The 14,044-nt window shown below is 57.5% G+C and carries 10 protein-coding genes and 1 pseudogene; 4 read left to right on the top strand and 7 right to left on the bottom strand.

Annotation, left to right across the window (positions count from 1 at the left end; translation table 11 throughout):
- Positions 1 to 4 precede the first annotated feature (4 nt).
- Positions 5 to 910 carry a LysR family transcriptional regulator gene (locus O1723_RS10565; RefSeq protein ID WP_014883862.1) on the bottom strand — a complete coding sequence of 302 codons (906 nt, stop codon included), beginning with the start codon at positions 908 to 910 and terminating at the stop codon, positions 5 to 7.
- A gap of 117 nt (positions 911 to 1,027) precedes the next feature.
- Here O1723_RS10565 and O1723_RS10560 point away from each other — a divergent pair, with 117 nt between their 5' ends.
- Positions 1,028 to 2,446 (top strand): MFS transporter, encoded by a 1,419-nt coding sequence (locus O1723_RS10560; protein ID WP_023337314.1) that lies wholly within the window; start codon positions 1,028 to 1,030, stop codon positions 2,444 to 2,446.
- Between the two features lie 79 nt (positions 2,447 to 2,525).
- On the opposite strand, the gene O1723_RS10555 is transcribed toward O1723_RS10560, so the two are convergent.
- The 3 genes and pseudogenes from O1723_RS10555 to O1723_RS10545 form a co-directional block, all read right to left on the bottom strand.
- Entirely contained in the window at positions 2,526 to 3,521 is a 996-nt protein-coding gene (locus tag O1723_RS10555; RefSeq protein ID WP_248191050.1) for a DUF2891 domain-containing protein, read from the bottom strand.
- Positions 3,522 to 3,530: 9 nt separating this feature from the next.
- Complete coding sequence (locus O1723_RS10550; RefSeq protein WP_023330441.1) at positions 3,531 to 4,517, bottom strand: DUF979 domain-containing protein; 987 nt, start codon at positions 4,515 to 4,517, stop codon at positions 3,531 to 3,533.
- Positions 4,514 to 5,235: pseudogene (locus O1723_RS10545) on the bottom strand (DUF969 domain-containing protein). Before O1723_RS10545 ends, O1723_RS10550 begins: the two are co-directional and overlap by 4 nt.
- Positions 5,236 to 5,433: 198 nt before the next feature.
- On the opposite strand from O1723_RS10545, the gene O1723_RS10540 reads away from it, so the two are divergent.
- Positions 5,434 to 5,979, top strand: coding sequence for a winged helix DNA-binding protein (locus O1723_RS10540; protein ID WP_014883867.1), 546 nt, complete (start codon positions 5,434 to 5,436; stop codon positions 5,977 to 5,979).
- Positions 5,980 to 5,981: 2 nt separating this feature from the next.
- Here O1723_RS10540 and glgX read toward each other — a convergent pair whose 3' ends face one another.
- Genes glgX through treZ form a run of 3 tightly spaced genes read right to left on the bottom strand, consistent with a single transcriptional unit; the run spans position 5,982 to position 12,325 of the window.
- Positions 5,982 to 8,057: a glycogen debranching protein GlgX gene (glgX, locus tag O1723_RS10535; RefSeq protein ID WP_023337316.1), complete on the bottom strand. Its 2,076-nt coding sequence runs from the start codon at positions 8,055 to 8,057 to the stop codon at positions 5,982 to 5,984.
- Between the two features lie 15 nt (positions 8,058 to 8,072).
- The gene (gene treY / locus O1723_RS10530; RefSeq protein WP_032665518.1) at positions 8,073 to 10,541 is read right to left on the bottom strand and encodes a malto-oligosyltrehalose synthase; all 2,469 of its coding nucleotides are present in this window, start codon (positions 10,539 to 10,541) and stop codon (positions 8,073 to 8,075) included.
- The gene (treZ, locus tag O1723_RS10525; RefSeq protein ID WP_014883870.1) at positions 10,538 to 12,325 is read right to left on the bottom strand and encodes a malto-oligosyltrehalose trehalohydrolase; all 1,788 of its coding nucleotides are present in this window, start codon (positions 12,323 to 12,325) and stop codon (positions 10,538 to 10,540) included. The genes treY and treZ overlap by 4 nt, the downstream gene beginning before the upstream one ends.
- A gap of 132 nt (positions 12,326 to 12,457) precedes the next feature.
- Between treZ and O1723_RS10520 the strand changes: the two genes are divergently transcribed.
- Entirely contained in the window at positions 12,458 to 12,985 is a 528-nt protein-coding gene (locus O1723_RS10520) for a GNAT family N-acetyltransferase (protein WP_023337318.1), read from the top strand.
- Between the two features lie 60 nt (positions 12,986 to 13,045).
- Positions 13,046 to 14,032, top strand: coding sequence for an MBL fold metallo-hydrolase (locus O1723_RS10515; RefSeq protein WP_023337319.1), 987 nt, complete (start codon positions 13,046 to 13,048; stop codon positions 14,030 to 14,032).
- Positions 14,033 to 14,044 lie beyond the last annotated feature (12 nt).

Here is a 14,044-nt window from a genome sequence, read left to right as displayed (position 1 = left end):
GCGGTCAGCGAACCGGCCGACATACTTCCAGCACCTTCTCCCTGAGCCACCGGTGCGCGGGATCCTTTTCCATGCGCGGATGCCACATCTGTGAGACGGTAATGCTCCGGGTTTTAAACGGCAGTTCAAAGACGTGTACGCGTTCTGACATGGGCTGATTGAGCAAATACAGCGCCGGGACCATGGCAATCAGATCGGAGGCCAGCGCCACGGATAACGCCGTCGGGAAACCAGGCACAACGCTGGCGACGTTACGTTTCATCCCGCGTTCCGCCAGCGCGTCATCGACAAAACCGTGTAACGATCCGTCGGGCGAGGCCACCACATGCCCCCAGGAGATATAATCCTGCAGGCTAACTGACGGGCGCGAAGCCAGTGGATGCCCCTGGCGCACTGCGCCAACAAACCTGTCCTGAAACAGCCGTTGCAGACGTATTTCAGGCCCCATATTGCTCTGCACGCCGATTTCCAGATCGACAAGCCCCTCTCGCAGATAGCGCGATGTTTTTTCAGGTTTCGGGGAGAAACGGATACAAACGTCGGGGGCAACACTCGCGACTGCGGCAATAAGCAATGGCCCAAACGCCACCACAAAACCGTCGTTGGCTCTGATGGTGAACAGGCGCGCCAGATTCTCGACCTTCAGCGTATCGCTGGAGGGCTGGAGCACCGCCCTCGCCTCGTGTACGGCGTTGCGGGCGCGATCCCGTGTGGCTTCCGCCCAGGGGGTCAGCACCATCTGACGACCCGCCCGAACCAGAATAGGATCGCCGGTGACCTCCCGCAGCCTGCTCAGGGTTCGGCTCATGGCGGAGGTGCTCAGGTTTAAGCGTCGCGCCGCGCCCGCCACGCTGGCTTCGGCCAGCAGGACATCGAGCGCGACAAGCAGATTAAAGTCAGGATCGGTCACGAGGAATCCTCAGATAAGGCGTTATATGCAACGATTAAGTGCAAATGCTGCGTCTTCCGCCCTGTATACCTGATGATTATAGTTTCGTCATTACTATTCTTTTCTGGAGTAACGACGATGACGCTATTTTCAAACCTGCCCGGCGATGAAGGTTTATCCGGGCATGAGCGCGCCCGGGTCCTGGCCGCCGTGATGACCACCACGCTGATGGGGGTCTTTGACGGGACGATGATCAACATCGCGCTCCCCTCCATGGCAAGCGCAATGCAGGTTCCTGCCAATGTTGCTGTCTGGTTCGCCAACGGTTATTTGCTGTCAGCGGCCATGACCCTCGCCATCTTTGCCGCGCTGGCGGCGCGCGTGGGCTATCGCCCGGTGTTTCTGGCCGGGCTTGCTACCTTTACGCTTACCTCTCTCGGCTGCGCGCTGGCGAAGACCCCGGATGTGCTGATCGGAATGCGTATTCTGCAGGGCATCGGCGGCGCGGCCACCCTGAGCATCGCCCCGGCAATCCTGCGATCCGTTTTTCCCGGCAGACTGCTTGGCCGCGTTCTGGGGCTGCACGCCCTGCTCATCGCCTCCAGCACGGCGATAGCCCCGGTGCTGGGCGGAACGATTCTGAACGCGCTGAGCTGGCAATGGCTGTTCGCCATTAACCTTATTCCAGGCTGCATCGCCCTGCTGCTGGCATGGCACGCTTTACCGAAGGAATCAGCGGGTGATAAATCCTCCTTTGATGCGCCAGGCGCGGTGCTCTCCGCAACATTTCTGGGAGCCACGATCATGACGGCCAACAGTCTTCAGCGCGTCACGCAGCACATTAATCACGAAGCCATCGGCTGGGGACTTCTCGCGCTGATGAGCGCCCTCGCCTTTATCTGGCGGATTCGGCGGGCAAGTCACCCTTTATTTCCGCCCGTCATATTCCAAAACGGACGCTTTACCCTCGCTGCGCTAACCTCGCTGGCCTCGTTTGTGAGCCAGGGCATCACCTTTGTCGCGCTGCCGTTCCTGTTTCAGAGCGTGTATGGCTACAGTCCGGTGGTTTCTGCGCTGCTCTTTACCCCGTGGCCGATAGGTATTGTGCTGATTGCGCCGCACGCGGGGCGTTGGGCTGATACGATTTCCGCGCCGCTGATTTCGACCCTTGGGCTGATGATATTTGTCGGTGGGTTGGTTCTGCTGGCGACCCTGCCGGAAAGCCCATCCGTATGGAACATCTGCCTGCGCAGCCTGGTTTGCGGGATAGGGTTTGGCTGCTTCCAGAGCCCCAATAACCGGGAAATGCTCGCTAACGTGGCGCGAGACTATGCCAGCTATGCCTCCGGCGTGTTGTCTATCGTCAGGACATTCGGCCAATGTCTCGGCGCCGCTACGGTGGGCGTGCTGCTGGCGGCAACAACCGGCCAAACCCTTGATGACCGGATCGTGCATGTTGCGCTGTGGATCGCCGTCATAGCCTCGACGGGCGCCGTGTTGTTTAGCGCGAGCAGGCTGCGCCCGGCGGCGCTACACTTGCACGGGCCTACAAGATAATATGCAATATATTGATTTTAATGAACAATGTAGGCCGGGTAAGCGCAGCGCCACCCGGCAAGAAAGGCGTCTCGTTTATTTACTCCAGCGCCAGCAGCGCAAAGCTCGCCAGCCAGTGCCCGCCGCTGTAGTGGCTGCCGACAACATGCTCTACGCTTGCCATCAGGTGTTTCGCCACCGAATCACGCAGCGCCTGCTGCGCCGGATGGTTTGCGGGAAGCGCTTTTGCGATATGCTTCATACACCAGGCGCGGCTCAGGTTTAACCCGTCCAGATGGGCAATTTTCGGGTCGGTACGGTCACTCACTTGCGCCGGGCTCATCAGGGCTGCAACGGCGCCCACCTCCGGCAGAAACGCGTCGAACCAGGCCGGGAAGTCATCTGCCACCTTGCTCATCAGCAACGCTTCTGTCAGCGCACCGGAAATATACTCATCACCGCCGGGCTCGTAGTGCGCCGGGTAGCGCGTGTCGGCGAGATAAAACCGTTCCGCTGATGCCAGAATAGCCTGCTCAAGCCCGCTGTCACTCACTGTACGCGCATAGTCGAGTGCCAGCGCCAGAGCAAACGCCGTGTTGTAATGCGTCCCGACGCGGATCGGATAGGTGAGCTTGCCGAGGTAATCCACCAGACGATTGCGAATATGCTGCGTTAACGGTTCAAGCGTCTGATACCAGCCTGCGGCGTGCGGCAGCGAAGACTGTTTCAGTTCCTGGGCCAGCGCCAGCAGCCAGCCGTAGCCATACGGGCGCTCAAACGAGGCGCGGAACGGCGCAGTAAAATAGGCCAGTTCCTTAGCCACGTTCTCTTCGGTCAGGTGCTCGTCGAATAGCGCGACGATTTCATCCCGGCACGGCAATTCGGGATAGAGACGCACGCAGCGCAGCAGCAACCAGTAGCCGTGCACGGCCGAGTGCCAGTCAAAACAGCCGTAGAAAATCGGGTGCAGTTCGCGAGGCGGCAGAACATCACCATCATCATTCAGCAGGTGCATGATGTGGTTCGGGTATTCCTGGCGCAAATAGGTTAAAGGCATTCGGGCAAACGCGTCAGCCTGTTGTTGCGTTAATTTCATAACCGCTCCTTAGCGAAAAACGAGGAAATACATTAAGAACACGTTCACCACCAGCAAGGTTAACGCGGTCGGGATCTGGATCTTGATCACCTGATATTTGTCTTTCAGCTCCAGCAGCGCGGCGGGCACGATATTGAAGTTCGCGGCCATCGGCGTCATCAGCGTGCCGCAATACCCTGCGTACATGCCAATCGCCAGCAACGGCGCCGGGTTACCGTGATGCACGTTAATCAGGAACGGTAAGGCGATACCGGCACTCAATACCGGGAAAGCGGCAAAGGCGTTACCCATGATCATGGTAAACAGCGCCATCCCCACGCAGTAAATCACCACCAGCATGAAGCGGTTATCCGGGTTCACAAACAGGCTCACTACCTTTTGTACGGAGTCACCGGTATTGGCCGCCACGAATACCCCACCCAGCATGGCCAGCATCTGCGGCAGGATCACCGCCCACCCGATGGTATCGACAAGACGGCGAGACTGGCGAATCGCGTGCAGCGGCGTGCCCTTCGTCAGCCACCAGCCGGTGAGGATCGCCGCGACGCAGGCCACGCACAGCGCCGCAAGGGTGAGCTGTTTCTGGTCGAGAAGATAAACGCCGCCAATCGACACGCCCTTCAGGAACAGCGTCCCGATCACCGTCACCACGGGGATCATCAGCGCGGGCAGGAACAGCCAGTTTTTGAGCCGGTTTGACGAGGCAACCCGTTCCTCGTCAGAGGCCATTTTGTAGTGCCCCTTTCCGACAAGACCAAAGCCCGCCAGCAGCGCGATAACGATAACGCTGCCGCCGATGATTCGGTACGCCAGCGATTTGCCGAGCTCCTGAACCATCAGATCACCGAACAGGAAAATCCCGCCGAATAAAAACCAGAAAAGCGCGGTGGTGAAACGCTTCGGATTCGCGCGATCGCGCAGGGTCATGACCACCAGCAACATCACGACGAAGCCAATCAGGTAGTACACGCGGTTAATGGTGATAAGCGTCATCATTGCGCGGCCCCCTGCGTTGCCTGCTCTGCACGCCAGGCCATCACGTCACGACGGATACTGGCATCCAGGCGCAGCAGGCGTGTCATATGAATAATCAATGCCGCAATGGCCGTCGGAATGGCCCACAGGCCGATATGCAGCGGTTCAATCCCCTGAATGCCGTTCTCTTTCAGGAACGCGTCAATCAGCAGCACTGCACCAAAGGCGATAAAAATGTCTTCCCAAAGAAGACCGCGATATTGTCACACGCGGCGGCATGGGCTTTGATTTTGTCGCGGATATGCTGCGGCAGTTCACCATACTCGTTCAGAGCGGCCCCTTCAGCCATCGGCGCCAGCAGCGGGCGTACCGTCTGGGCATGCCCGCCCAGCGACATCAACCCCAGCGCGGCCGTGCCTTCACGGGCGACAAAGTAGAGCATCAAAATGCGCGCCGAGGTGGCGCTGGCGATCTTCGCGACCCAGGCCTGGGCGCGCTCTTTTAGCCCGTAATATTCCAGCAGACCAATGACCGGCAGGATCAGAATGAAGGTCGCGAGCGATCGGCTATTGACGAACTTCTCGCCAAAGGTCTCGAGCAGCATGCCGAAATCCATACCGACCAGCAGACCCGTCGCCAGCCCCGCCACCACGACCACCAGTAGCGGGTTGAAGCGCAAAGCAAAACCAATAACCACGATCGGTATCCCGATCAGCGGCAACAGCGTAGAACCGTCCATAACGTTTACCCTATCGAAAGTGAGCGTTGCGCGCCGACGGCTATTTTTTTAATTTGCGGCGAGCGATGTTGTGTTTTCGTCAGGCTTTGCAAAACCTGCGCTAAAAAGCTATATCTGAACCTCAAAAACATGTAAACAATTTATCAATAAAATGTTCTTATTTTATCGATGAGTTTACATTTCTGACTAAGGAACGTTATGACCTCAGAAAAGCGTGCTTCACCCCATCACGACGACATCAACGATGGCCGGATCGTCTCGTCCCGCCATCTGGTGTCCGAGCGCTGCGCGGAACTGTCAGAGCTGGAATACGCGCTGATCATGACCAGCAACGCGTTCAACAAATGGATGGTGCGCTGCATGACGGCTGCCGGCGAACCCGATATGGGCGCCTTTGATGTCTCACTTCTGCACCATGTGAACCACCGCGACCGCAAGAAAAAGCTGGCTGATATCTGTTTTGTTCTCAACGTGGAAGATACGCATGTGGTGACTTATGCCCTGAAAAAGCTGGTTAAAGCAGGCTACGTGACAAGTGAGAAAGCGGGAAAAGAGCTCTTTTTCTCCACCACGGAGGAAGGGAAAGCGTTATGTATGAAATACCGCGACGTGCGGGAGGCGTGTCTGATCGCGATACATGCGGAGAGCGGCATTGCAGGAAAATCCATTGGCGAAACCGCGCAGCTGTTACGCACGATTTCCTCCCTGTACGACACCGCCGCCAGGGCGGCGGCATCACTGTAAACTCAGGGCCGTCGGAAAAGAGTAATGCTGCGTCCGGCCAGCTCGAATTCTACCGCTTCGGTGATCGCCTTCCCGGTCACGGCGTCATCGGCTGTAGACAGCTCCAGCACCCATCCCCCTTCACCAAACTGTGGGATCTGGAATGCCACGCTGCCTTCAAACGGGTTGAACAGCATGAGCACATCGTGCCAGATCCCCTCTTCCTGTTTGAGATCGGGCCTGCTGATGGACACCCCGAGCGTCGAGCCCTCATCCCACTGCTCTGCCTGCTGCGGACCGCCGCCGGCGTTAAACCAGCGGATCTCCAGCCCGTCGCGCCAGCTTTCACGACGCAATAACGGTTGCGCGGCACGAAGCGCAATCAAACGTCGGGTAAACTCGCGCAGCGCGGCGTCGTTCTCGGAGAGTCCTTTCCAGTCGATCCACGAGATCTCACTGTCCTGGCAGTAGCCGTTGTTGTTGCCCTTCTGCGTGCGGCCAAACTCATCGCCGGCCAGCAGCATTGGCGTACCATGGGAAAACAGCAGCGTGGTCAGGAAATTACGCTTCTGCCTTTCGCGGGTAGCAATAATATCCGGGTTCTCCGTCGGCCCTTCTTCGCCATAGTTGTATGAACGGTTATCGTTATGGCCATCATTATTTTCTTCCCCGTTGTCGGCGTTATGCTTCTCGTTGTACGACACCAGGTCATTCAGCGTAAAGCCGTCATGGGCGGTGATGAAATTAACGCTGGCCCAGGGGCGACGCCCGCGCAGATCGTACAAGTCACCGGATCCCAGCAGACGGGCAGCAAAGTCGTTAGAGACGTTGTCCCCCTTCCAGTACTCGCGTACGGTGTCGCGGTATTTGTCGTTCCATTCACCCCAGCCTGGCGGAAAACCGCCCACCTGATAGCCGCCGGGGCCGATATCCCAGGGTTCACCAATTAGCTTCAGTCGGGATAAAACCGGATCCTGGGTCATGGCGTCGAAAAAGCCGCCGCGCGGATCAAACCCTTCCGGCTCGCGGCCCAGTATCGTTCCCAGGTCGAAACGGAAACCGTCAATATGCATCGACTCCGCCCAGTAGCGCAGCGAATCCATCACCATCTGCAGCACACGCGGGTGAGAGGTATTGACCGTGTTCCCCGTTCCTGTGTCGTTGATGTAATACCGGTGCTGGTCAGGCAGCGTGCGGTAATAGCTGTAGTTATCAATGCCTTTAAACGAGAGCGTGGGGCCAAGCTCATTGCCTTCCGCCGTGTGGTTATACACCACGTCGAGAATCACCTCGATGCCCGCATCATGATAAGCGCGCACCATATCGCGAAAGCCCTGGATCCCCGCCGGGCCGAAGTAGCGCGACGCCGGCGCAAAAAAGCCCAGCGTGTTATAGCCCCAGAAGTTTTTCAGACCGCGGTCGAGAAGATGTTGATCGTCCGGGAACCAGTGAACCGGGAGCAGCTCCACCGAGGTGATGCCGAGGCTTTTGATGTAGTCCACGGAGGCTTTATGCCCCATCCCCTCAAAGGTGCCCCGCAGTTCGGGAGGAATTGCCGGGTTCATCTGGGTAAACCCTTTTACGTGGCTTTCATACACCACGGTGTTCGGCCAGGGGATAGTGGGTCGGTTAGTGTCCTGCCAGTCACAGGCGTTCGGGTCGATAACCTTACATTTTGGCGTGAACGGGGCGCTGTCACGGGTATCAAAGCTCAAATCTAATTCGTCATGCCCCAGCGCATAGCCGAAATGGGCCTCGTTCCAGTCGATATCACCCACCAGTTCGCGGGCATAGGGGTCGATAAGCAGTTTATGCGGGTTGAAGCGATGACCGTTTTCCGGGTCATAGGGGCCGTAGACGCGATACCCGTAAAGCGTACCGGGCTTCAGATCCGGCACATAGCCGTGCCAGACTTCGTGGGTATATTCAGGAAGCTCGAGCCGGGCGATTTCCGTTTTCCCGGAGGGGTCAAACAGACAGAGCTCCACCCGCTCAGCGTGAGCGGAGAACAGCGCGAAGTTGACCCCCTTCCCGTCATAATTTGCACCCAACTGCTGGCCATGACCGGCCCGAATTTCAAACGTTGTATCCTTTGCCATTTTCGTTCTCCACGATTATTCGCAGGTAAGCAGAACCAGTACACATCCCTTTTCTGACGTTAAATCCAGCGTCTCTTGCAGCATGCGGCTTTCACCGCTGAACAGATCCCGATAGCGTTTTCCTGCCAGCGCCTCGGGTATCGCCACCGTGGTATTGCCCCACAGCGTGCGGTGATCGGTGACGCCAAAAACCAGTCGCGGCACGGCAACAATCAGCACCTCGCCGTCTTTCACCCGCGCATAGACAATCAGATGCTCCTCCCGATCGCCGGACACTTTAAGCGGCAGCCAGTCGCCATAGCGAAACAGCCCGGGATAGTGTGGACGCAGACGCAGGAGCGTAGCGGTGACAAACTGCTTCACCCTGCCGTCCTGCCAGCACGCCGGGTTTTCAAACATACCGGCATTCGCCACGCTGAGGTTTTGCACCAGCGTCGGAAAGTCCGGCTCGCGGCGGTTATCCGGATCGACAAGGCTAACGTTAAGCGCCTCGCTGCCCTGATAGATATCCGGCACGCCGGGCGCCGTCAGCTTAATCACCGTCTGGCTGAGGCTGTTCATCAGTCCGGCGCGGATAAAGGGCCGCATGGACTCGCTGAAATCATGCAGAAACAGCGTGTTGTCAGGTGAAAGCAGGTGCCGGGCATAGCGCAGCACCACGCTCTCATAGCTCTCGTTGCTGTCGATCCAGTCTGTGCGCTGTTTCGCCTCGCGCAGCGCTTTTTCGAGGAAAGTGATAAAACGCGCCTCCAGCGAGGCAAGCCCGTCGGCGTCGTCCGGCGACAGCGTGGCCGGCCAGACGCCTGCCAGCGCCTGATAGATCATCCAGGTGTCGGCGGCGTTTGGCGCGGTACCGTCATTGAGAAACCGCACCTGGGTCTGGTTCATCTGGCGCCAGCGGGCCAGATTTTCGCCCCACTGTTCCGGGGCCTCCGTCAGGGTGTAAAGCCGGGCCCGGGCATCTTCCCCGCGCTTGGTATCGTGCGTTGAGGTGCCCAGCAGCGCATCGGGCTGACGGGCCAGACGAATGCGCATCTCCTGATGAAAGCGGGATAGCGAGAACGCGCGCAGCGTCGGGTCGGCGCCCACTTCATTAAGCGCCAGCTCCAGGTTATGACGAAAGAATAGCGTGTCTTCAACGGACTTCGCCATCAGCGGCCCGGTCAACTGCTGAAAGCGGGTTCTGAAAAGCGCGGCGGACTCGCGGCACTCTTCCGGCAAATCGCCGGTAAGAATGCGGACTATCAGGCTCAGGGCGGCTTCGGATGTCTCGACGCTGGCGACCACGCGGTTAAGCAGCGCGACATCTGGCGGGGTTAACCCCTCCCGGGTGCCGTAGGTGCGGTACACCGGAAAGGCGATAAGCAGCTCGCGTAACGCGTGGCGAATATCATCGCGCTGCAGCGCAACGTCATTACGGCGGGCCAGATCGTCTGCAAGATTAAGCAGCGTGGTGAACTCGCCCTCAAAATTACGATCGGTCATCAGGCCTTTCGCATCGCGCAGTTCCGCGTGGCGATCGACCGTTACCCCCAGCGTCTCGTCGTGAATTTTTTCCAGACGCGACAGGTTATCGTCGTCGACCAGCACTTCCGCCAGCGAAGCGATAAATTCGTACCCGGTAGTACCGGAGACGGGCCACTCGGCGGGAAGCTGTTCTCCTTTAGCGAGAATTTTCTCGACCGTGATATAACAGTCCGGTCCGGTTGCCTGCCGCAGGCGCTGCAGATAGCCCAGCGGATCGGCCAGACCGTCGATATGGTCGATCCGCAGGCCATCCACCACACCCGCGTGAACCAGTTCAAGGATGAGGCGATGCGTATCGTCGAATACCGCGTCATCTTCAACACGCACGCCCACCAGACCGGTAATCTCAAAGAAACGTCGCCACGAAAGCTGTTTCGGCGCTTCCCGCCAGGACATCAATCGCCAGCTTTGTGCTTCGTGCAGTTCCGCAAGGCTCTTATCCTCGCTGAACGTGCCCGGGTTGAGCGGATATGCGGTGTCGTAATAGATCAGAGCGGCTTTGTTTGTGACAGGGTCACGTTTTAAAGTAATGGCTCCCTTCTCCAGCTCCGCCTCAAAGGTGTCCCCGAGAAACGGCAGCGTCAGCGGGCGAGACCCGTCGATATCGAAATAGCGGAAATAGCGGCTCTGCTGTCCGTACTCAATCACGTCCCGCCACCAGGTGTTTTCCAGAGAAGTCGACATATGGTTAGGGACAATATCCAGTATCAGCCCCATGCCGGCCTGCTTAAGCGCCGCGGACATGCGGTCGAAACCTTCGCGTCCGCCGATCGCAGGGTCTATTTCATTCGGGTTGGTGACGTCATAGCCGTGCGTGGAACCCGTTGTGGCAGTAAACACCGGGGAGGCATAAAGGTGGCTGATGCCGAGGTCTTTCAGATAGGGTACCAGCCCGACAACGCGATCGAAGGTCATGCCATTACGGAACTGTATACGGTACGTGGCGGAAGGGATCATAACGATGCTTCTCCATCAGCAAAGCGAACGACAATACTGTTCGGCGGCAAAATGTCGGTTACCTCCGGCCAGGCGAAACGCGTCTCCCCCGGGAGAGCGGGCGGTTTGACAGATTTATTGCCGATATTGAGCGCCAGCGAAAGCGTTCCGGACGGGAAGCGCCAGCTTACGGCCACCATCCCGGGCGCCGTCCCGATCACCTTGCCATCGACGCGACTTCCCTCGTGCAGAAGCGGAACGATATAACGATGACGCAGCGTAAGCAGATGGCGCGTGAAGCGGAGCCACGTTTTGCCGTCGTCGGTGGCAATTTTGTTCCAGTCAAGCTTTGAGCGGACAAAGGTGTTCACGTCATTCGGGTCCGGGACAGCGTCATCATGCCCGGCATGGCCAGTAAACTCTTTTGCGCGCCCTTCCCGCACCGCGTCGGCCAGATAGCCGTGAAAATCGGTGAAGAACAGGAACGGATGTGATTCACCAAACTCCTCGCCCATAAACAGCAGCGGGATATGGGGGGAAAGCAGCAGTGCAGCAAGCAGCACACGGGTTTTATTGGCGCCCGCGAGGGTGATAAGCCGCTCACCCTGGGCGCGATTCCCGGTCTGATCGTGGTTCTGAATAAAATCAACAAAGAACTGCGGTGGCTGCGTGTGACACTCCACCCCACGGGACTGGCCGGTTTGCAGCGAAACCTCGCCCTGGTAGACAAACCCTTCTGCCAGCGCCCGGGCGAATTTTTTCTCTGGTTCAAACGCAAAATCCTGGTAGTACGCATGCGTCTCACCGGTGGCAAACACGTGAGCCGCGTTGTGGAAATCATCATTCCACTCAGCGGTAAACAGCGGCGTATTGCCGTGCTCATCACGCGGATGCAGGAAAATGACGTTGCGGCTGTCTTCCGTGGTCAGGTGAACATGACGGTTCGGGATCGCCTCGCGGATCTTCTCTGCAATTTCCTGGAGAATATGCGTCTTCGAGCTGTCTTTAATCTGGTCGATGGCATCAAACCGCAGGCCGTCCAGGCGGTACTCGGTCAGCCAGTAGAGCGGCGCATCGGTAATGTACTGTCTTACCGGCTCGCGTTCGTAGGCGATCCCGTTGCCCCAGGGCGTCATCCGCTCTGCATCGAAAAAGGCAGGCGACAGCAGCGGGAGATAGTTGCCTTCCGGGCCGAAGTGGTTGAGTACGATATCCAGCACCACGGAAAGCCCGAGCCCGTGCGCAGCATCAATTAACGCGTGGAAATCCTCTGGCGTACCGTATGCGGCGTGCGGAGCATAAAGCAACACACCGTCGTACCCCCAGCCGCGGGATCCGCCAAACTGAGACACGGGCATAACTTCAAGCTGGGTAATACCCAGTTCTGCCAGGTAAGGGAGTTTTTCAATCGCGGCCCGGAAGGTCCCCTCCGGGGTAAACGTGCCGATGTGCAGTTCATAGATAACCGTCTCTTCCCACGGCCGCCCTGACCAGTCCCGGTTAACCGGCTGATAACGTCGGGGATCGATAACGATGGAGGGGCCGTTAACGTCTCTTGCCTGTGCGCGAGACGCGGGATCGGGCACCGTCATGCCGTCCTGCAGGACAAACTGATACTCTGTGCCGTGCGTAACGCCCGGAACGTCTGCCTGAAACCAACCGTTACCCACTGCCGTCATCGGCACGTCGGTGACGGCCAGACGTAGCGTCAGCGCTTTCTGTCCTTCTGCCCAGACGCGAAAACGTACAACGTCATCGGAAATAAACTCAGCACCCCACTGCTTTTGAAATGTCCTGAATTCCATTCAATGTCCTCGAATGACCCACATTTTACGCGGAACGAAGTACAAGCTTAGTTCAGGATTAAAAGTGTGTTGGCTCAGCGGATTTAACCGCTTCGTCTATTCTTTATGAACTCACTCACTACCGGGAATATTATGCAGATTCGAAAAGGATTAAATACCGACCTCGTACGCCTCGAATGTTGTGACTTCTCTTTCACCGTTAACCACATTGCACGAGAGCCTTTTCTCCATTGTGATTTGCATATTGAAGCTATCGCCGAGCCCTGGATAAAAACCTACGAGCTCGATATCCAGACACTTGAAAATCATTGTGTTAACCCGGACGCCATATTTCTTGTTGCAGAAACGAACGAGGGTGAAATAGCCGGTTTTATTACTGCATCAATTGGCTGGAATAAGTTTATCTCGGTGGATTACATAGCCGTAGATCGTACAAAACGCAGAACCGGCGCAGCACAAAAATTGATGGCCGCCGCGCATGTATGGGCGCGAAGCGTAAACGCGCCGGGACTGCGGCTTGAAACCCAAAATGTGAACGTCTCGGCCTGTCTGTTTTACCGAAACTACGGTTTCACCCTGGGCGGATACGACCGTTATCTGTACAACGCTTTACCGGAAAAAGACGAAGTTGCCCTGTTCTGGTATTACATGCTTGTGTAGCGAAAACTCGCTGCTCTACGGCCGCTATGAGTAAGATGAGCACTTTCAAAGGAGACGCGTATGCTTACCATGAAAAAACTTGCTCTTTCCACGCTGATGTCCAGTTCACTGCTTTTCTACCCTGTGCTGCAGGCTTCGGCAGAAACGCCCCAGCACGTCGTTAAACAACCGGCGGGCGGTTACCGCGTGCAGGTCGGCGATGTCATTGTCAGGTCTTTTACCGACGGAACCGTCGCGCAGGATCTGCATAAGCTGCTGCGCCGGACAACGCCGCAAAAGATTGATGCGCTGCTCGCGAAAAATTTCCAGACCAACCCGGCCGAGGTCTCCATTAACGCGTTCCTGATTGCGATCCCCGGACATAAAATTCTGGTGGATACCGGCTCGGGCCAGCTCTTTGGTCCTGATGCGGGTGGACGCCTGGTTGAAAGCCTCGCCACGCAGGGGGTTAAACCCGAGGACATTACTGAAGTCCTGCTGACCCACGCCCACTCCGATCACGCGGGCGGTCTGGTCAAAGACGGCAAGGTGGTATTCAGCAACGCACGCGTTTTCGTTGGCAAACCCGACGTCGACTTTTTCTTTAACGACGATAATCAAAAGAAAACCGGCTACGGCAAGAACTACTTTGACGTCGCGCAGAAGACCTTAAAGCCCTATCTTGACGCCGGTAAAGTGGTGCCTTTTAGCGGCACGGCTGAGATTCTTCCGGGGCTGACCGGCACGGTTCATCCCGGCCATACGCCGGGTTCAGCCTTCTACACGCTGACAAGCAAAGGCGAGAAGATCACCTTTGTCGGCGACATCATTCATGCCGGGGCGGTCCAGTTCCCGCAGCCTGGTGTGACCATCACCTACGATGAAGATCAGGACAAAGCGGCAAGCGTGCGCGAACAGGCGTTTGCGGACTTTATGAAAAACAGAGACCTGATTGCCGCGCCCCATCTGCCGTTCCCGGGTATCGGCTATGTCACCAAAGGTGAAAACGGTGGCTATGCCTGGGTTCCCGTTACCTATACCAACCGGGACGCCAGCAGCGTGAAATAAGCGGATGACGCC

The organism is Enterobacter cloacae complex sp. HYC080_NIDB (assembly GCF_056673325.1).
Note: the sequence above shows the minus strand (reverse complement) of the source record. Positions and strands in the feature narration are given on the sequence as shown.